16 protein-coding genes and 5 tRNA genes are annotated in these 19,649 nt (G+C 55.3%); 7 read left to right on the top strand and 14 right to left on the bottom strand.

What is annotated here, in order from left to right:
- Positions 1–31 precede the first annotated feature (31 nt).
- The 4 genes from ACB496_RS00970 to ACB496_RS00955 form a co-directional block, all read right to left on the bottom strand.
- Positions 32–107, bottom strand: a tRNA-Thr gene (locus ACB496_RS00970).
- Between the two features lie 6 nt (positions 108–113).
- Positions 114–188: transfer RNA gene (locus ACB496_RS00965), tRNA-Gly, on the bottom strand.
- 116 nt (positions 189–304) lie between these two features.
- Positions 305–389: transfer RNA gene (locus ACB496_RS00960), tRNA-Tyr, on the bottom strand.
- Positions 390–397: 8 nt separating this feature from the next.
- Positions 398–473, bottom strand: a tRNA-Thr gene (locus ACB496_RS00955).
- Positions 474–807: 334 nt separating this feature from the next.
- Between ACB496_RS00955 and coaA the strand changes: the two genes are divergently transcribed.
- Positions 808–1,758, top strand: coding sequence for a type I pantothenate kinase (gene coaA, locus ACB496_RS00950; RefSeq protein ID WP_100778111.1), 951 nt, complete (start codon positions 808–810; stop codon positions 1,756–1,758).
- Positions 1,759–1,813: 55 nt separating this feature from the next.
- Here coaA and dppF read toward each other — a convergent pair whose 3' ends face one another.
- The 9 genes from dppF to ACB496_RS00905 form a co-directional block, all read right to left on the bottom strand.
- Positions 1,814–2,827, bottom strand: a complete 1,014-nt coding sequence (dppF, locus tag ACB496_RS00945) for a dipeptide ABC transporter ATP-binding subunit DppF (RefSeq protein ID WP_100778112.1) — start codon at positions 2,825–2,827, stop codon at positions 1,814–1,816.
- Positions 2,824–3,807, bottom strand: a complete 984-nt coding sequence (dppD, locus tag ACB496_RS00940) for a dipeptide ABC transporter ATP-binding protein (protein WP_100778113.1) — start codon at positions 3,805–3,807, stop codon at positions 2,824–2,826. The genes dppF and dppD overlap by 4 nt, the downstream gene beginning before the upstream one ends.
- Before the next feature lie 10 nt (positions 3,808–3,817).
- Positions 3,818–4,720: a dipeptide ABC transporter permease DppC gene (dppC, locus tag ACB496_RS00935; protein WP_100778114.1), complete on the bottom strand. Its 903-nt coding sequence runs from the start codon at positions 4,718–4,720 to the stop codon at positions 3,818–3,820.
- Between the two features lie 9 nt (positions 4,721–4,729).
- A complete protein-coding gene (gene dppB / locus ACB496_RS00930; protein ID WP_100778115.1) occupies positions 4,730–5,749 on the bottom strand; it encodes a dipeptide ABC transporter permease DppB in 1,020 nt (339 codons plus the stop codon).
- A gap of 194 nt (positions 5,750–5,943) precedes the next feature.
- A complete protein-coding gene (dppA, locus tag ACB496_RS00925; protein ID WP_100778116.1) occupies positions 5,944–7,551 on the bottom strand; it encodes a dipeptide ABC transporter periplasmic-binding protein DppA in 1,608 nt (535 codons plus the stop codon).
- 621 nt (positions 7,552–8,172) lie between these two features.
- A tRNA-Pro gene (locus ACB496_RS00920) sits at positions 8,173–8,249 on the bottom strand.
- 91 nt (positions 8,250–8,340) lie between these two features.
- A complete protein-coding gene (eptB, locus tag ACB496_RS00915; protein WP_107702486.1) occupies positions 8,341–10,032 on the bottom strand; it encodes a kdo(2)-lipid A phosphoethanolamine 7''-transferase in 1,692 nt (563 codons plus the stop codon).
- 262 nt (positions 10,033–10,294) lie between these two features.
- A complete protein-coding gene (locus ACB496_RS00910) occupies positions 10,295–11,497 on the bottom strand; it encodes an MFS transporter (protein ID WP_100778119.1) in 1,203 nt (400 codons plus the stop codon).
- A 238-nt stretch (positions 11,498–11,735) separates the two neighbouring features.
- A complete protein-coding gene (locus tag ACB496_RS00905; RefSeq protein WP_371974055.1) occupies positions 11,736–12,437 on the bottom strand; it encodes an autotransporter domain-containing protein in 702 nt (233 codons plus the stop codon).
- A 157-nt stretch (positions 12,438–12,594) separates the two neighbouring features.
- Here ACB496_RS00905 and tag point away from each other — a divergent pair, with 157 nt between their 5' ends.
- Both tag and ACB496_RS00895 read left to right on the top strand, forming a co-directional pair.
- The gene (gene tag / locus ACB496_RS00900) at positions 12,595–13,176 is read left to right on the top strand and encodes a DNA-3-methyladenine glycosylase I (RefSeq protein ID WP_312155791.1); all 582 of its coding nucleotides are present in this window, start codon (positions 12,595–12,597) and stop codon (positions 13,174–13,176) included.
- Complete coding sequence (locus tag ACB496_RS00895) at positions 13,154–13,594, top strand: N-acetyltransferase (RefSeq protein WP_371974053.1); 441 nt, start codon at positions 13,154–13,156, stop codon at positions 13,592–13,594. Before tag ends, ACB496_RS00895 begins: the two co-directional genes overlap by 23 nt.
- Here ACB496_RS00895 and ACB496_RS00890 read toward each other — a convergent pair.
- Entirely contained in the window at positions 13,563–15,842 is a 2,280-nt protein-coding gene (locus tag ACB496_RS00890; RefSeq protein WP_371975270.1) for a molybdopterin guanine dinucleotide-containing S/N-oxide reductase, read from the bottom strand. The genes ACB496_RS00895 and ACB496_RS00890 overlap by 32 nt on opposite strands.
- A gap of 216 nt (positions 15,843–16,058) precedes the next feature.
- On the opposite strand from ACB496_RS00890, the gene ACB496_RS00885 reads away from it, so the two are divergent.
- The 4 genes from ACB496_RS00885 to ACB496_RS00870 all read left to right on the top strand — a co-directional run bounded on the left by ACB496_RS00885 (position 16,059) and on the right by ACB496_RS00870 (position 19,631).
- Positions 16,059–16,721 (top strand): OmpA family lipoprotein, encoded by a 663-nt coding sequence (locus ACB496_RS00885; RefSeq protein WP_100778124.1) that lies wholly within the window; start codon positions 16,059–16,061, stop codon positions 16,719–16,721.
- A gap of 98 nt (positions 16,722–16,819) precedes the next feature.
- Positions 16,820–17,836 (top strand): LacI family DNA-binding transcriptional regulator, encoded by a 1,017-nt coding sequence (locus ACB496_RS00880; RefSeq protein WP_107702490.1) that lies wholly within the window; start codon positions 16,820–16,822, stop codon positions 17,834–17,836.
- Between the two features lie 102 nt (positions 17,837–17,938).
- Entirely contained in the window at positions 17,939–18,700 is a 762-nt protein-coding gene (locus ACB496_RS00875) for a sugar phosphate isomerase/epimerase family protein (protein WP_371974051.1), read from the top strand.
- A complete protein-coding gene (locus tag ACB496_RS00870; protein ID WP_371974049.1) occupies positions 18,693–19,631 on the top strand; it encodes a sugar kinase in 939 nt (312 codons plus the stop codon). The genes ACB496_RS00875 and ACB496_RS00870 overlap by 8 nt, the downstream gene beginning before the upstream one ends.
- Positions 19,632–19,649: the final 18 nt, after the last annotated feature.

The raw sequence follows: 19,649 nt of genomic DNA, 5'->3' as shown, positions 1-19,649 counted from the left end.
TAACAGAGAGAAACAGGGAGGAGAAGTGAAGTGGTGCTGATACCCAGAGTCGAACTGGGGACCTCACCCTTACCAAGGGTGCGCTCTACCAACTGAGCCATATCAGCACGTCTTGGAGCGGGCAGCGGGAATCGAACCCGCATCATCAGCTTGGAAGGCTGAGGTAATAGCCATTATACGATGCCCGCATCCTGAAACTCGGCTACCCAGTTCTTTCTGTAACAAAAAAGAGATTTCTCTCTTTTTATGTTTTGAGCTGATTAATGTTTTAGCCAGCTCAGGCGGCGATAACGCTGCCAGAAAGTGGTGGTGGGGGAAGGATTCGAACCTTCGAAGTCTGTGACGGCAGATTTACAGTCTGCTCCCTTTGGCCGCTCGGGAACCCCACCGGACTTGATGGTGCCGACTACCGGAATCGAACTGGTGACCTACTGATTACAAGTCAGTTGCTCTACCTACTGAGCTAAGTCGGCATCAAGTAGCGCGCATTCTATGGGGGCATGAGCAGTCATGCAACTAAAAAATTGCATAAAATGTTCTTTCGCTCAGATTTTGTGCACCAGAAGGGAAAAACGCTGATATTTCGTTCATTGCCGTTCAAATATTCAGCATAAGCACCGCAAATAACCCACCTATAGCGTATCGTGATGCCCTCCGCGTAAAGCATCACTTGTCTATATTTTTTCTTATTATTCCCGCCATCTGGTGTTAACCTCCTGCCCATTGTCCAAATTTAACTACTAAGTGATGAACCGCTGCCGCCACGAACGCGTTGCCGCGCAGATAAAGGGTTCACTGAACACGCTTATGAGCAAAAAAGAGCAATCGTTAATGACACCCTATCTTCAGTTTAACCGCAGCCAGTGGGCCGCTCTGCGTGACTCCGTCCCCATGACCTTAACGGAAGGGGAAATTGCGCGGTTAAAGGGGATCAACGAAGACCTGTCGCTGGAGGAGGTTGCAGAGATCTATCTGCCACTGTCCCGCTTGCTTAACTTCTATATAAGCTCCAACCTGCGTCGTCAGGCGGTACTGGAGCAGTTCCTTGGCACTAACGGCCAGCGTATTCCTTATATCATCAGCATCGCGGGCAGCGTGGCGGTCGGTAAAAGTACCACTGCGCGTGTTCTTCAAGCGCTGTTGAGCCGCTGGCCTGAACACCGCAGCGTTGAGCTGATCACCACAGACGGTTTCCTGCATCCGAACGAGGTGCTGAAAGAGCGCGGCCTGATGAAGAAGAAAGGCTTTCCTCTTTCATACGATATGCACCGCCTGGTGAAATTCGTTTCAGATCTGAAATCTGGCGCACCAAACGTCACGGCGCCGGTCTATTCCCATCTGATTTACGACCGCATCCCAGATGGCGATAAAACGGTGGCGCAACCGGATATTCTGATCCTCGAAGGGCTGAACGTGCTGCAAAGCGGCATGGATTACCCGCACGACCCACATCATGTGTTTGTCTCCGACTTCGTCGACTTCTCTATATATGTCGATGCGCCGGAAGATTTGCTGCAAAACTGGTATATCAATCGTTTCCTGAAGTTCCGTGAAGGGGCGTTTACCGACCCTGACTCTTACTTCCATAACTACGCCCAGCTTTCTGAAGAGGAAGCGGTCAACGTGGCGACATCGCTCTGGAATGAGATTAACTACGTGAACCTGAAAGAGAACATTCTGCCGACGCGCGAGCGTGCGAGCCTGATCCTCACGAAAAGTGAAAACCACGCCGTAGACCAGATTCGCCTGCGCAAATAGTGAATTCGCAGATATAAAAAAACCGGCGATAATCGCCGGTTTTTTTGTTTACGCATTATGCGTGCGGTTTCTCACCGTTTTCATCCTGATCGACCGCAAAGCAGGCCACCAGTTGACCACCGTAGTCTTTCAACTGCGGCTGTAACTGAGTACAAGGACCAAAGCGGCGACGGCAGCGAGCGTTGAACGCACAACCCGGCGGTGGATTCAGCGGGCTTGGCAGCTCGCCCGTCAGCTTAATACGCTCACGGCGATCGTCCGGATTCAGACGCGGCGTGGCCGACAGCAGCGCTTGCGTATATGGATGACGAGGATTATTAAAGATCTGGTCTTTGGTCCCCTTCTCCACGCAGCGCCCCAGATACATCACCATCACTTCATCAGCAATGTGCTCCACCACGGACAGGTCGTGGGAGATAAACACATACGACAGCCCCAGATCTTGCTGCAAATCCATCATCAGGTTCAGCACCTGCGCGCGCACGGACACGTCGAGCGCAGAGACCGGTTCGTCGGCAATCACCACGTCCGGGTCCAGCATCAGACCACGCGCGATAGCGATACGCTGACGCTGACCGCCAGAGAACATGTGCGGATAGCGATCGTAGTGCTCGGTTTTAAGACCCACTTTCGCCATCATCGCCAGCGCTTTTTCACGGCGCTGCTCTTTGTTGAGATCGCTGTTAATTTGCAGCGGCTCTTCCAGAATCTGTCCCACTTTTTTACGCGGGTTCAGAGAACCGTACGGGTTCTGGAACACAATCTGAATTTTCTGACGGCGCAGCTTCTGTGCCTGGGGATCGTGCTTGAGCAGATCCTGGCCCTGATAGTACAGCTCGCCGCCAGTCGGGGTTTCAATCATCGTTAGCAGACGACCCAGCGTGGATTTACCACAGCCGGATTCACCGACCACAGCCAGCGTTTTGCCGCGTTCCAGGGTGAACGACACCCCATCCAGCGCTTTCACCAGGCGTTCCGGGGCGAAAATCCCCTTCTTCACCGGATAGTGTTTTTTCAGATCGATGGCCTGCAACAGCGGCTGTTGTTTGGCGGCCTCTTGCGTACTCATAGTGTTGGCCTCCCGGCATCATCAAGTGGGTAGTGACATTTAGACTGACGACCACCTGGGAGGGTGTTCAGTTCTGGCTCTTCAGCACGACACTTATCTGTCGCATACGGGCAGCGCGGATTCAACAGACAGCCCGTCGGGCGGTCATATTTACCCGGGACGACGCCCGGCAACGACGCCAGACGCGCTTTATCCTGAGCAAACTCCGGCAGCGCACGCAGCAGCGCCTGGGTATACGGGTGACGCGGCGCACGGAAAATATCGTGCGAACTTCCGGCCTCCACGACTTGTCCGGCATACATCACGATAATTTTGTGAGCGGCTTCAGCCACCAGCGCCAGATCGTGGGTAATCAGCACCAGCGCCATGTTCTCTTTCTGCTGCAGTTCTAGCAGCAGCTCGATGATCTGCGCCTGAATGGTCACGTCCAGCGCCGTGGTCGGTTCATCCGCAATCAGCAGCTTCGGTCGACAGGCAATCGCCATAGCGATCATCACGCGCTGGCTCATCCCACCAGACAGCTGGTGCGGATAAACATCCAGACGTGATGCCGGATCGGGAATCCCCACCTGCGTGAGCAGGTCGATCGCGCGCTGGCGACGGGTTTTCTTATTCCCACCCTGATGCACTTTGATCGCTTCCATAATCTGGAAACCGACGGTATAGCACGGGTTCAGGCTGGTCATTGGGTCCTGGAAGATCATCGCCACTTCAGCGCCCACCAGCTGGCGGCGCTGCTTCTCGGAGATGCGCTTCAGATCCTGGCCGTTGAACTCCAGACTTTCTGCCATCACGCGGCCTGGGTAATCAATCAGACCCATGATCGCCAGTGAGCTAACAGATTTACCCGAGCCAGACTCACCCACAATGCCAACCACTTCACCCTGATTCACGCTGTAGCTGATACGGTCTACGGCACGAAACTCGGAGCCCACGTCACCGAAGTGCACCGATAATTTATCTACATTTAATAACGCCATCTCGTGCCTCTTACTGCTTCAGTTTGGGATCAAGTGCATCACGCAGACCATCACCCATCAGGTTAAATGCCAGCACCGTCAGCAGAATCGCCAGACCCGGGAAGGTCACGACCCACCATGCGCTTTGCGCGAACTGCAACACATCGGCGAGCATCGTGCCCCACTCCGGTGTTGGCGGTTGCGCACCCATGCCAAGGAAGCCAAGAGCAGCCATATCGAGAATGGCGTTAGAGAAACCGAGCGACGCCTGAACGATCAGCGGCGCAAGGCAGTTCGGGAGAATATTGACAAACATCTGGCGCAGCGCGCCCGCGCCTGCCACACGTGAAGCGGTGACATAATCGCGGTTCACTTCCACCAGCACCGCCGCACGTGTTAATCGCACGTAGTGAGGGAGTGCCACGAACGTCAGGGCCAGCGCCGCGTTACCTATCGACGGCCCAAACACCGCCACAAGGACCAGCGCCAACAGCAGGCTTGGCAGGGCCAGCATGATGTCGACCACACGCATAATGATGTTGTCGATCAGACCACCGAAATAGCCGGCAACCAGTCCGAGGATAACCCCGAGGATCAGCGACAGTACCACCACCAGGCACCCTACCAGCAGCGACAGACGCGCACCGTACATCAGACGCGATAGCACATCGCGGCCCACGTCATCCGTGCCGAGCAGATGGGCGAAGGTCCCGCCATCCTGCCAGGCTGGCGGAGCCAGCAGCACGTCGCGGAACTGATCCGCCGGGTTGTACGGCGCCAGCACATTCGCAAACACGGCGATAATGATCATGATGGTGACATACACCAGCCCGACCACGGCGCCTTTGTTGCGTTTGAAGTAATGCCAGAACTCCTGCATCGGCGTCATTGGCACCGGGGCAGCAACAGCTTTATTTTGAGTAACTTGTGACATGATGGCCCCTTACTTCTTATGACGAATACGCGGGTTCACCACGCCGTACAGCAAATCGACCAGCAGGTTGACGAGGATGATCATCGTCGCCACCAGCAGCACACCGCCCTGCACAACCGGATAGTCACGGCGTTGCAGCGCATCGATCAGCCAACGTCCCAGGCCCGGCCAGGAGAAGATGGTTTCGGTCAGGATCGCCCCGGCCAGCAATGTCCCCACCTGCAAGCCGATCACCGTCACGACAGGCAGCATCGCATTACGCAACGCATGGACGATGATGACGCGCATACGGGTCAGACCTTTGGCGCGGGCGGTACGGATGTAATCCTCTCCCAGCACTTCCAGCATCGACGAGCGCGTCATACGTACAATTACCGCCAGAGGAATGGTCCCAAGCACCATCGCAGGCAGGATCATATGCGCCAGCGCATCAATGAAGTTGCCCTCTTCGCCCCAGATGGCCGTATCAATCAGCATAAAGCCGGTAAGCGGGTTGGAATCATCAAGGAACACCATGTCGCTCACCCTTCCGGAGACCGGCGTCAGGTTGAGTTGCACGGAGACCAGCATGATCAGCATCATGCCCCACCAGAAGATAGGCATGGAGTAACCGGTCAGCGCCAGGCCAACCGCGGTGTGATCGAAGATTGAACCGCGCTTAACGGCAGCCAGGACACCAACGGGGATACCGACAGCAACGGCAAAAATCATGGCGCAGATACCGAGTTCCAGCGTCGCTTTAAAACGCGGCACAAACTCGTCCCACACCGGAAGACGGCTTTTCAGCGAAATCCCTAAATCACCGTGCAGGACGCCCCAAATGTAATGGAGATACTGCTGCCACATCGGCTTATCGAGGCCGAGTTCGGCCAGCAGCTGCGCATGGCGTTCAGGGGAGATACCACGCTCACCCGCCATAATCATTACCGGGTCGCCGGGGATCATATGGACGAAGGCAAAAGTGAGAAGGGTGATACCGATAAACGTGGGGATGACAAGTCCCAGACGTCGGAGGATGAACTGCAACATATCCCGGATTCTCTCTAATGACGTACTGCCCGCAGGCGGTGACGTCTGTATTGCTCACAAATCTTATTCCCTCCGCGAAGAGGGAATAAAGCACTGCTGCCGGATGGCGCTGCGCTGACCCGGCCTACCGCTGTAGGTCCGCGCTCGCACAGCGCCGCCGGCACGGGGTGCTCATGCACCCCTGACGCTTTTAATTATTCAACAGAGACGTTTTCGAAGTGGTGTTTGCCCAGCGGATCAACCACATAGCCTTTGACTTCTTTACGCACTGGCTCGTAAACGGTGGAGTGAGCCACGATCAGCGCCGGAGCCTGGTCATGCATCACTACCTGAGCCTGTTTGTAGAGTTCAATACGCTTGTTGTGGTCGTCCGTTGCGCGCGCCGGCTGAATCAGATCTTCAAACGGCTTGTAGCACCAGCGAGAGTAGTTAGAACCATCTTTCGCAGCCGCGCAGCTGAACAGGGTAGCGAAGAAGTTGTCCGGATCCCCATTGTCCCCGGTCCAGCCCATCATCACAGCCTGGTGTTCGCCAGCTTTAGCACGCTTCAGGTACTCGCCCCACTCATAAGTGACGATCTTGGCCTGAACGCCTACCTTAGCCCAGTCAGCCTGAACCATCTCAGCCATACGGCGAGCGTTCGGGTTGTACGGACGCTGAACAGGCATTGCCCACAGCTCAACGGTAAAGCCTTTATCCTGGCCCGCTTCTTTCAGCAGCGCTTTCGCTTTCTCAGGATCGTAGGTGTAGTCTTTAACGTCGTCGTTGTAGCCCCACATGGTTGGTGGGATCAGGTTCTTGGCAGCAATACCTGCACCCTGATAAACCGCTTTAATGATCGCTTCTTTGTTTACCGCGTAAGTCAGCGCCTGACGCACTTTCACGTCATCAAACGGTTTCTTCTCGGTGTTGAAGGAGAGGTAACCCACGTTCAGGCCTGCCTGCTCCAGCAGGTTGATATTTTTGTCCTGCTTCATGCGAGCAATATCAGCCGGGTTCGGGTACGGCATCACCTGGCACTCGTTTTTCTGCAGTTTCGCATAACGCACGGACGCGTCAGGCGTGATGGAGAAGACCAGACGATCGATCTGCGGCTTGGTACCCCAGTAACCTTCGAATGCTTTGTACAGAATACGGGAGTCTTTCTGGTACTGCTGCAGCTGGAATGGACCGGTACCGATTGGGTTCAGATCCACTTTTTCCGGGGTGCCTGCTTTCAGCATGTTGTCCGCATACTCTTTTGACAGAATAGAGGCGAAGTCCATAGCCAGGTCAGCCAGGAATGGCGCTTCAGGACGGCTCAGAACGAACTGAACGGTTTTGTCGTCCACTTTTTTCACTTCGGTGATCAGGTCCGGCAGACCCATCCCTTCGAAGTATTCGTAGCTGCCGCCAGAAACTTTATGGTACGGGTTCTGTGCGTTTTTCTGACGGTCGAAGGAGAACACAACGTCATCCGCAGTCAGTTCACGCGTTGGTTTGAAATCTTTATTGTCCTGCCACTTCACGCCCTGGCGTAAGTGGAAGGTATAGGTTTTGCCGTCTTCGCTGATTTCCCACTTCTCAGCCAGACCCGGAATAACTTCCGTGGTACCGATTTTGAATTCAACCAGACGGTTATAGATAGGTACAGAGCTAGCGTCGTAGGTTGTACCAGAGGTGAACAGCTGTGGGTTAAAGCCTTCCGGCGAGCCTTCAGAACAGTAAACCAGGGTTTTTGCCTGCACGCTTGCCGCGACGGTGAGAGCGACCAGGCTCAGACCAAGCTTCAGCATCCCTGACTTCTTCAAGGAAATACTCATTATTCTGCTCCAATGTGATGTTTTGCTTTGTTGTGTTACGCCGCCTGACCTTTATTTATTTTTTACCCGGTCCGGTCGGTGATGCCCGAAGGCGTGATAAGGGATGGAGATTCCTTTCAGAAGAGCGTCGGAGTTGCAGCGCAGATCCTCCCTGAAATGCCCCTCGTGCCCTACAATCTGTCAACAGAATGTGAAAACGTCAATACAGGTGACGGGGATTTACGTTGAGGGTGAGAAACGGCAAACAAAGATTAAAAAAACTTTAGTGACCTATTTTCAGCAGGGAAATTTATGCTACTCGCCATCTTGCAGCACAAATCTCTTCATATTTCGCAACAATCAGTGATTAACATTTATTCAGATCGCGTAAATTTTCTTACAGAATGGTGATTATCTGAGCAGTAAATGCCGCGAACGTTAAAACGCACAGCGGAAAATGCTGAGGTTATCCATAAGCAACGCGAAAAAAGATCAATCCATATATAAAAAAATACAATGGATTATGTCACAAAATCGTTAACAGACAGGGTAAAGCGGGGATAAGGAGCGTTTTGGAGAGTTGGCGTGGATAAGTCCATAATGCAAAAAGGGCCAACCTTGCGGTTAGCCCTTTTTTAAATGTGGTCGGCGAGAGAGGATTCGAACCTCCGACCCACTGGTCCCAAACCAGTTGCGCTACCAAGCTGCGCTACTCGCCGAATGCGGAGCGCATCTTACTGCTGGGGTGCGCCCTCGTCAATCCCTTATCTTCAAAAAGCCATTCGACTGGCGAGAAACTCGCCAGCTCGGTTACTTAGTGGCTTTCGCCGGGCCATCAGGGACATGGCACCAGTTGTTATTCTCATTAATTCCGCCGTCTGGCGAGGTATAGCCGAGACAACCCATGATGGTGTCATACAGCTCAACGTGACGGCGAGGCACCTTCATCTCAGCCTGCTGTTTCAGGTGCTGGAACATCTTCTCTTTATCCGGGTTTTCCAGATATTTATCCGACATCCATACCATCATCGGCACGCGGAACTGCTCCGGTGGCGCCATCTTGCGCGGCGTGCCGTGCAAGTGCTCATACTCGTTGATCGACTCACCGTGGTCGGCGGCATAGAAAACAATCGCTTTCTTGTCGCGTACCTGGTCAATCACGCTCTCGATAAAGTGATCCACATACATCACCGAGTTATCGTAAGAGTTAATCAGCTGCTCTTTGGTGCAGTCTTTGTCTACGCCCACACACTCCGGCGTCCATTTGGCAAAGCTGCGCGGGTAACGCTGGGTGTAGTTAAAGTGCGAACCTTTGGTATGCAGGATGATCATATGCTTCCCATCCTGATTGTTGCTCAGCGAGCCTTTCATCTCATCGATCAGCAGCATATCGTCAACGCTCTTCCCGCGGTTACGCGGCTCAGCGCCGATCTGCTCACGATAGGCAATGTTCTGCGCCATCGTGTTGCTGTAGAACCACATCTCGCTCTGCATCGCGTAGAGATCAGAACTGAATCCAAGCTGATGCAGCACCGAGAAGACGTTCTGCTCTTTCAGGGTACGCTGCGGATTGTCATCCGCCCCGCCCTCGCGAACAAACATGCAGCGCAGCGACAGCTTGGTCGCCGTATCACATGAGTAGCCCCGATAAGCGATCAGGTTCTTCTCCTGCGCCAGTTTCGGCGTGGTATCGCGGTCGTAGCCTAAAATCCCCATATGATCCCAGCGCGTCGTTTCACCGATGATAAAGACCACATAGGTATCGTCGATATCTTTAGGCGCTTCGTAGGTGAACTGCTTCGCCGGATTGAGCAGAGATTTATTATCGGAAGACTCATCCACCTGCGCCCAGGCGTACAGGCCCAGTGCGGAAATCCAGTTAGAGGGCAGATAGGAGTTCGCCACCACGCCGCCGTAGCTCGGCAAATCCACGCCAGAAGTACGTTCGTCACTCTTCTGCTTCACTTCAAGCAGACGAATCGGGCCCCAGACCATCAGCCCCGCCAGCAGTACCACCGCGACGCTTCGGACGCGTTGCCCTGGCGTGCGCATCTGACGCAGCAGGGTATAGCGGCAGCGGTTACTCCAGATGAGCAGCAGCGGCAGCGCACTGACGCCCACCAGCCACAGGATAAAGTGCAGGCCGACCACCTCTTTCGAGAGATCGATATCCGTCGTCATGACTGAGGCAATAATGCCGTAGCCAATAACCACGTTCATAAAAGTCATGTAATAGCTGGCACCTGCCGAGCAGAGCACCACCAGAGATGCCAGAACGCGCCAGATGCGGCGTCCAAACAGTGAGAGGAGACGTAATAAGAAAAAGGTAACCAGAACGGTACCAACCAACTCAACAACCGCTGCGATTCCTTTCCAGGCGGTAAAGTCTTGCGCGAACCCGTCAAACCGACGGAAAAAAACAGCGCCATTCATAAACAGGCCGATGTACAACGCCAGCAAAAAGCTCAGCTTTTGTTGCGTCATCGATTTAATGTATTTCATGCAGGCTACCCGAAAAAAGGGACAGTCACGCCATCCACTTTTAGCTGTAAAAGTGAACAGAGTAGATATTCGCTCAGGGGATCGTTATCAGAAACGTCTAAAGCGTGGTAAGTAGACCACAGTGACAGGAAAAAGTGGCAGCAGAGAGTGTGATTGCAGTAGATATTTACAAAAAATCAAGTTCGAAAGCAGATTGGGTCAAAGAACGCTCAGCATGTTGATAAAAGAAAAGGCCGGAAAATCCAGCCTTTTCAGTCAGTCATCACGCATGCGCTTCGTTAAATACCTGCCGCTGCGGCTGGCGAATCGTAGTGGAGAGCGCCAGTGAGATAATCAGCAGGGCGAAGATGACGCAGAAGGTGACATAGAAGCCGCCGAACAGCGAGGCGATGAGGGACCCGCAGATGCTGCCGATACCGAAACCTAAGTAAATCACCCCATAATTCTTCGCCAGATTATTCAGGCCAAAGAACTCGCTCACCAGTGACGGGAACACGGTAATGGTGCCGCCAAAATTGAAGGCCACGCAGGCAATCGCCGCGAAGAAGGTCATCTCATTCAGGGGCGCAAACAGCAGGGCCGCCATACCCACCAGGGAGATCACCTGCCCCAGCGTAATCACACGGATACGGGCGATTTTGTCGGAGAGAATACCCAGAACCAGACGACCAGACAGGTTGGCAATGGAAATCACGGTTACCGCATTCGCCGCAGTCATCGCATCCAGTTTCACCATTCCCTGAGCGATATCTTTCGCCACGCCAATCACATACAGACCGCTCATGCAGGCCGTCAGGAACATAACCGCCAGCATCCAGTACTGTGGTTTACGCATGGACTGCGCCAGCGTGAAGTCATTTTCCACTACGCCGTTAACGGTTTTCACTTCCTGCATCGGGGCATCTTTCATCAGCGTCGCGCCGAACAGAATCATCACCAGCACGATAGCGCCCCAGATCATAAAGGTCTTTTCCAGGCCCACGGAGGCAAGCAGGTGCGAATCGATAAATTTAAACCCGAGACTACCCAGACCATAAGAGCCAATGGAGAAAGCTGAGATTAAGCCTTTACGCTCCGGGAACCACTTCACGCAGTTCGACAGTGTCAGCAGGTAGCCCGCGCCATCTGCAAGCCCCACCAGCACCCCGGCGCTCAGCCAGAGCATCATCAGGTTGCTGGAGTGCGCCGTCAGGAAAAAGCCGACGCCCAGCAGGATGCCCGAGGCCATGGTCACGCGTTTCACGCCAAAACGTTCCTGCAATTTCCCGGCGATGGACGAGGACAACGCCAGCCCAAGGCTCAGCAAGCCGAATGAGAACGCCACCTGGCTCACCGGCGCGCCGAGTTTGTCAGAGAGCGCGCTGTTAAACAGGCTCCAGGTATAAACCGATCCCAACGCAAATTGCGTCACGATGGTGCCAAATAGGGTCAGCCAACGAGTGCGGTTGTATGTTGATGTGTTCATGGCAGTTGTCCTGCAAGAGAAATTAAAGGAATTCGCTGCAGACAACGATAAACAAAACCTCAAAAGGCCTGGGGGAAAACGGCATGAAATGCAGTGGAGACGGAATGAAATGCCTGGAATCAGGAATGAATGACCTTGCCGGGCGAAGGATAACGAGTTTGTTAGTGCCCGCTATCGCCACAAGCACGGCCATTCTTGTATTTAAGATGTTACAGCAAGGTTGAATTAAATAACAATATTAAAATCTGGCGCTCACACCCAGGGTATATAAATAATCCGCGCCGGTCATGGTGTTATCCGCCTGAGACAAAGAGGCGTACGCGGCCATATGCGGGTAAAGCAGCACGTCGGCACCCACGGTCACATCCATCCAGTTATCGTACTGCATGGAGGCCGGCAGGCGGCTCATCCCCGACTGCGGCTTCCACTGATTATCGCCAAACTGCTGGTTGTAGCTAATCTGCGCCCATGGCCGAAGACCGCCCACACGCGTGTCGACGCGCCAGCCGAGCGTACTCACGCTGGCATGCCACAGCGGGTCGGTAAGCGACTGGCTGCCATTGTCACCGTATTCGGTGTACGCCATGGGCGACGAACCGTCGTAATGCCACGCGGCAACCGGCCCCGTGGTCACCTTCTGCGTCACCGGAATCGTCAGGCTCAGCGACAGGGTACTGTCAGATTCCGCAGGATAATTTTCCGGCATGTTCAACGCCAGCCCCGGAACGTTCTGGGAAGAACGAATACGCTCCGCGAGAATATCGTCATAACGCGGTTGGTGATCGGCGTCCCATGTATAGCGTTCGGTCGTATTATTTTGCGCATCCGAAACGATATATTCCTGTTGCCAGGCGTAAGCTGTGCTACAAAAAAACAAACAGACAGAGACTCCCGCCAGGCCAGTAACAGCATGGCGACCACTGATTATTTTTATCATCATCAAAGCGACTCCAGAAAGAGCCGAATTCGGCGATATTTGTCATTGTTAGAAAGAGGTATGAGGGCAAAGCCCTTAATTAAATATTGTCTTTTTGAGGCACACGTCAAGCCAGGTGGGTTGATTTTTTTACGGGTTAAATCATTAAGGATGAAAACCAATGCAACGTTGCGGATGGGTAAGCCAGGATCAGCTCTATATCGACTATCACGATAAAGAATGGGGCGTCCCGGAGACCGACGGTAAAAAGCTCTTTGAGATGATCTGCCTGGAAGGCCAGCAGGCGGGTTTATCGTGGATTACGGTGCTAAAAAAACGGGAAAATTATCGTAACGCCTTCCATCAGTTCGATCCCGTTGCGGTGGCCGCCATGACTGAGGAAGACGTCGAACGGCTGGTGCTGGATGCCAGTATTATCCGGCATCGCGGGAAAATTCAGGCCATTATTGGCAACGCAAAAGCGTACCTGGCGATGGCCGAAAACGGCGAGCCTTTCTCCGATTTTGTCTGGTCGTTTGTCGACCACACGCCGCAGGTGACACAGGCCGCGACGATGGGTGAAATCCCGACCTCCACGTCCGCCTCCGATGCCCTGTCTAAGGCACTGAAAAAGCGTGGTTTCAAATTTGTTGGCACCACGATTTGCTACTCATTTATGCAGGCCTGCGGTCTGGTGAACGATCACATCACGGCCTGTTTTTGCCACCCAGGAGGCCAACATGATTCGCAAATGGCAAAGTGAAAACACTGCGCCGCTGCTCAGTTTATGGCTTGAAAGCACCACCGAGGCGCACCCGTTTATCGACGCGCAATACTGGATAGAGAGTGAACCTCTGGTACGCGACACCTATCTCCCCGGTGCAGAAACCTGGATATGGGAAGAGAAAGGCGAGGTGCGTGGTTTTATCAGCGTGATGGAGTCGCAGTTTATCGGCGCGCTCTTTGTCGCCACCGCTCATGCGGGGAGAGGGATCGGCCACGCGCTGATCCACCACGTGCAGCAGCAGTTCCCCTATCTCAGCCTCGAGGTTTACCAGAAAAACAGTCGGGCGGTGAATTTCTACCATGCTCAGGGTTTTCGCATTGAAGACAGCGCCTGGCAGGAAGAGACTCAACACCCGACGTGGATTATGAGCTGGCAGGCGGATCAAACGCCGTAAGCGTCAGCTCAGGGCCCTGATATTTCTCCACCCACGCCAGCGCCGTGTTCCCCGCGCACCCGTTCCCCAGCTTCGAGCTGGGGAGATCTTTGGTGAGCACGTTCACCGCGCCGTTTTTGCAAATCCCGCCTGCCGTGAGTTCCAGATCCGGCCACGCCCCCTGGTGGATACAAATCACGCCCGGTTTAATGCCCTCACTCACCACCGCCCCGGCCAGCACCTGCCCGCGAGCGTTCCAGACGCGCACAACATCGCCATTGGCAATTCCGCGCGCTTTCGCATCAAGGGTATGCAGCGTGATTGGCTCGCGTCCGGCCACGGCGTACTGTTCGCGCAGGGACGAATAGTTCAGCTGGCTGTGCAGACGGTGCGCCGGGTGCGCAGAGAGCACCTGCAACTGTGTAGGCTGCGCATTGCCGTGCCACTCGTCCGGCTCCAGCCACATCGGGTGCGGTGGGCAGTCGGCATAGTTAAAGCTGGCGATACGTTGCGAGTAGATCTCAATTTTGCCGCTTTCGGTTTTCAGCGGATGAGATTGTGGGTCGCGGCGGAAGTCCGCGAAGCGAACAAACTGTGCGTTCTGCTCACTCTCCGGCATTTCGACGATCTCATTCGCTTCCCAGAACTGGGCAAACGGCGGCAATGTTACACCTTGAGCAGCACCGCGCTGCGCGGCAATCTGATAAAACGTCTCAAGCCACTCGAGATCGGATTTCCCTTCGGTGAAATGCTCACGACCGCCCTCTTCCCAGCGTTCGCTCAGCTCCGCAAACACCTCAAAGTCATCCCGGGCTTCATCGCGCGGCGCAACGACGCGCTTCATCGGCACCATGTGCTGATTACTGTAGTCGCCGGTCATGGTGAGATCGTTACGCTCAAAGGAGGTGGTCGCTGGCAGAACGATATCGGCGTGTTTGGCTGCCGCCGTCCAGAAGCATTCGGAGATCACCACCAGCTCCGGCTTTTGCCAGGCGCGGATCAGTCGGTTGGTATCCTGATGATGGGTGAAGTTTGCGCCGCCCGCCCACCAGACAAAACGGATATCCGGGAAGTGGCGGTCCAGGCCGTTATGCTGGTAGAAACCACCAGGATTTTCCAGCGCTTCGACGATGCGCGCCACCGGGATTTTATCTACCGCATCAATCCCGTCCTGCACGGAACCCTGCATCGAGGCCAGAACCGCAGCGCGACGGGTCGGGTTTCCGCCGTTAGCAAAGTGATACGACAAACCAAAGCCGCCGCCCGGCGTACCAATCTGACCCAGCATCGCCGCAAGAGTCACCAGCATCCAGTGTTTTTGCTCGCCAAACTGCTGGCGCTGCATTCCCCAGCCGGACATCAGCATAGTGGTATTTTCGTGGAACAGTGCCGCCAGTTCGCGGATTTTCGCCGCATCAATGCCGCAAATGTCCGCCGCCCACTCGGCGGTTTTGGCGATCCCGTCGGTTTTGCCCGTCAGGTAGTCAGCGAATTTGTCATACCCGGTTGTGCAGCGGGCGAGAAACGCCTGGTCGTGCCAGCCGTTTTCCACCAGCGTATGGGCGATACCCAGCATCATCGCGACGTCGGTCCCCATGTGCGGGGCCAGCCACTCGACGCTATCGCCGAAGAAATCGACGGTTTCGGAGCGCATAGGGTCAATACAGATCAGGCGTTTACCGCTTTTACGCAGCGCATCGAAATAGGGAATCCCCTGCTCATCGCTCGCGTTCCACGCGATTTTGAGCGTGTTGAGCGGATTGGCGCTCCACAGCACCACCACATCCGTGTGCTCCAGCACCAGCGGCCAGCTGGTCTGCTGCTGATAAACTTCATTACCGCCGACAACGTACGGCATGATCGCCTGCGCCGCACCGGTTGAGTAGTCACCGAGATGCCCGGTGTATCCCCCCGCCAGGCTCATATAGCGCTGCAGGAGCGTCGCCGCTTTGTGCAGCACACCGTTCGAACGCCAGCCATAAGAACCCGCAAATATAGACGCCGGGCCATGGGTCTCACGAATACGTTTGTGCTGCGTATGGATCAACGCCAGCGCATCATCCCAGCTAACCCGAACGAACTCATCCTGCCCGCGCGTACCCTGCGGATTATCCGGCGAGGCCAGAAAACCCTTACGCACCATCGGCCAGCGCACGCGGGTTTTGCTGTGCACCTGATCGCGCACCACAGTTTGTAACGAATTAGGGTGCTGCGTTGGCAGCGCCCCGCGCGAGGACAGGACATTCTCGCCATCGGTTTCAACCAGCATCGGGCCCCAGTGGGCGGCGGTCAGAATCGTTTTTATTGAAGTGGTCAAGCGTGCGCTCCTGGGTTTGTCTGTTGCAGGTGTGACGGCCTTCTTTGAGGCTATTTAAGATTTGGACACAAATTTCAGAGTTAGCCCTGGAATTTTCTTCCTCTTAGGGCGTCATAATCAACCGCCACACGCTTCGTGGCAAAGAATAAAAAGGATTAAGGAAATAAGATGAATAAACGCGTACTTGTCATTGCGGCTCTGGTCAGTGGAGCACTGGCGGTTTCTGGCTGCACAACCAACCCTTACACCGGCGAACGTGAAGCGGGCAAATCCGGCATTGGCGCGGGTATTGGCTCATTGGTCGGCGCAGGCGTTGGCGCACTCTCTTCCTCGAAGAAAGATCGCGGCAAAGGCGCGCTGATCGGGGCTGCAGCGGGTGCCGCATTGGGCGGCGGCGTAGGATATTACATGGATGTGCAAGAAGCTAAACTGCGCGACAAAATGCAGGGAACGGGCGTGAGCGTGACGCGAAGTGGCGACAACATCATTCTGAACATGCCAAACAACGTGACCTTCGACAGCAGCAGCGCAACGCTGAAACCGGCGGGAGCCAACACGCTGACCGGCGTGGCAACGGTGCTCAAAGAGTACAGCAAAACAGCCGTTAACGTTATTGGCTACACCGACAGCACCGGGAGCCAGGACCTGAACATGCGTCTGTCTCAGCAGCGCGCGGATTCCGTCGCCAGCTCGCTGATCACTCAGGGCGTTGCCGCAAACCGCATCCGCACCAGCGGCATGGGCCCAGCGAATCCAATCGCCAGCAACAGCACGGCAGAAGGCAAAGCGCAGAACCGCCGCGTTGAGATCACATTAAGCCCCATTCAGTAATTGAAATGCCGGGTGGCGGCTGCGCCATCCGGCATGAAGCGCTTGCCATCGTTGATTTTCCCGCTAAGGTGTTCTCACTAATCTTAAGGGAATCAGCGATGAGCAAATCAGCACGGCCCACCATCAGTGACGTGGCGAAAGCCGCCAAAACCGGAAAAACCAGTATTTCGCGCTATCTTAATGGCGAGAAACATCTGCTTTCCGACGCGCTGCTGGCCCGTATTGAACAAGCCATCGCCGAACTGGATTACCGCCCAAGCCTGATGGCTCGCGGCCTGAAGCATGGTCGCACTCGCCTCATCGGTCTGATCATCGCCGACATTACCAACCCCTACTCCGTCAACGTGCTCAGTGGCATCGAAGCCGCGTGCCGCGAAAAGGGCTTCACCCCGCTGGTGTGTAACACCAACAACGAAGTGGACCAGGAGCTGCACTACCTTGACCTGCTGCGCAGCTATCAGGTCGAAGGCATCGTGGTCAATGCCGTGGGGATGCGCGAAGAGGGGCTTAACCGCCTGCAACAGTCGTCCCTGCCGATGGTGCTGATTGATCGCAAAATCCCGGAATTCGCCTGCGACGTGGTAGGACTGGACAACACTCAGGCCGCCACAACGGCAACAGAGCACCTGATCGAGCAAGGTTTCGAAGCGATTTTGTTCATGAGCGAGCCGTTGGGCATGGTGAATACCCGTCGCGACCGTCTCAGCGCATTTCGCGCCACCCTGGCGCGTTATCCTGGCGTGATCGCCGAGAATGCCGAAATTCCGCTGCACGAAGCCGATCAAATGGATAATACCCTGCGCCAGTTCCATACCCGTCATCGCGGGATGCGCAAAGCGGTCATTTCCGCCAACGGCGCGCTCACGCTGCAGGTGGCCCGATCCCTCAAACGTATTGGCCTGAATTGGGGCAGCGATATTGGCCTGCTCGGATTCGACGAACTCGAATGGGCCGAGCTGGCAGGGGTTGGTATTACTACCCTCAAACAGCCGACCTGGCAAATTGGCTACGCCGCCGTCGAGCAGGTGGTGCGCCGCATCGAAGGCATTACCGACACCGTGCGCGAGCAGGTCTTTTCCGGTGAGCTGATCGTACGCGGCTCGACGTCGCGTTAACCCCCCTTCGTGATGACGATCATAAATTCAACATCCTGACCTTTTCTTTGGAACCGGTTCCATCTAGCGTAATACCTATCAGCTATGAATGGGAGTCAGCCAATGGGCAGGAAAATCATCGTCGTCACCGCCGCGTATGGCGCAGATCACGTCCGTCAGGTGGGCGGCCAGCGGGCCATATTACCGGTCATTGCCGCCGGGGGAGCCGACGGCGTCGAGATCCGCCGGGAGCTGTTTAATGATGAGGAGCTACAGGCGTTGCCGACATTGGCTCAGTCTATCGAACTGCTCGGTTTGTTCGCCTGTTACTCCGCCCCCGCCGCGTTATTGATGCCAGACGGCACACTAAACCCGGAACTGCGGCGCTATCTCGCAGAAGCCAGCACCCTCAATGCCCTGTGGCTGAAGGTCTCGCTGGGTCATTTCCGCGATAAACAGCCCCTTGTAGCCTTACGCGAACTGCTGCTGGAAAGCGGAATGATGCTGGTAGTGGAAAATGATCAGACCGACTGCGGGCAGCTTGCGCCAATGCAGCGTTTCAAGGCGGCCTGCCGGGTGATGGAACTGCCTGTCACCCTCACCTTCGATACCGGAAACTGGCTGTGGGTCGGCGAATCGCCGGAAGAAGCCGCGCGCCATCTGGCCCCGGCGGTGAGCTATATCCATGTCAAAGCCGCTGTCCCGCATCACCAACACTTCCGCGCTATCCCACCGGATAACGCCGATGCCCGCTGGATGGATCTGCTGAACCAGCTTCCGGCCGACGCCCCTCGCGGCATTGAATTCCCGCTGGAAGGGCCAGATTTAGCGGCGGTCACCCGCCATTACGTCAATCTGCTGCGTGAGGAGACACGCCATGTCTGATTCTCTGGACGTCATCACCATCGGTGAAGCCATGGCCATGTTTGTGGCCACGGAAACGGGCGAGCTGCGCTCGGTTGAACACTTTATCAAACGCGTTGCCGGCGCAGAGCTGAACGTAGCAACCGGCCTGGCGCGCCTGGGACTCAACGTTGGCTGGGTCAGCCGCGTGGGCGACGACAGTTTTGGCCACTTTGTGTTGGATTCGCTGAAAAAAGAGAGGATCGACGCGGCGGGCGTCACTCTCGACAACCGTTTCGCGACCGGCTTTCAGCTTAAATCTAAAGTCGAAAATGGAACCGATCCCATTGTGGAGTATTTCCGCAAAGGCTCTGCCGCCAGCCATCTTTCCACGCAAGATTTTCATCCTGCTTACTTTTCTTCAGCGCGGCATCTGCATTTGAGTGGCGTCGCAGCGGCGCTGTCGGCCAGCTCGTACGATCTGCTCGATCACGCGGCGAGTACCCTTAAAGCTCAGGGTAAGACGATCTCTTTCGATCCGAACCTACGCCCGGTGCTGTGGAAAAGCGAAGCCGAGATGGTTGAAAAGCTCAATCACCTGGCCTTCCAGGCAAACTGGGTTCTGCCCGGTCTTAAAGAGGGCATGATCCTCACCGGGCAGAAAACCCCGGAAGGTATCGCCGATTTTTATCTGGCGCACGGCGTGCAGGCCGTGGTGCTGAAAACAGGCGCTGACGGAGCATGGTTCAAAACCGCCAGCGGCGAGAAAGGTGCTGTCGCTGCGGTGAAAGTCGATAACGTTGTCGACACCGTCGGCGCAGGAGATGGATTCGCAGTCGGGGTGATTAGCGCCCTGCTGGAAGGCAAAACGCTACAACAGGCCGTCGCACGCGGGAATAAGATCGGATCGCTGGCCATTCAGGTGCAAGGCGACAGCGAAGGATTACCGACCCGCGCACAACTGTCCGAGTAACAATAATCAGCCACCGTG

The sequence above is a fragment of the Lelliottia nimipressuralis genome (genome assembly GCF_041464075.1).
Lineage (GTDB): Bacteria > Pseudomonadota > Gammaproteobacteria > Enterobacterales > Enterobacteriaceae > Enterobacter > Enterobacter nimipressuralis.
This window is presented reverse-complemented; position numbering and strand designations above follow the sequence as displayed.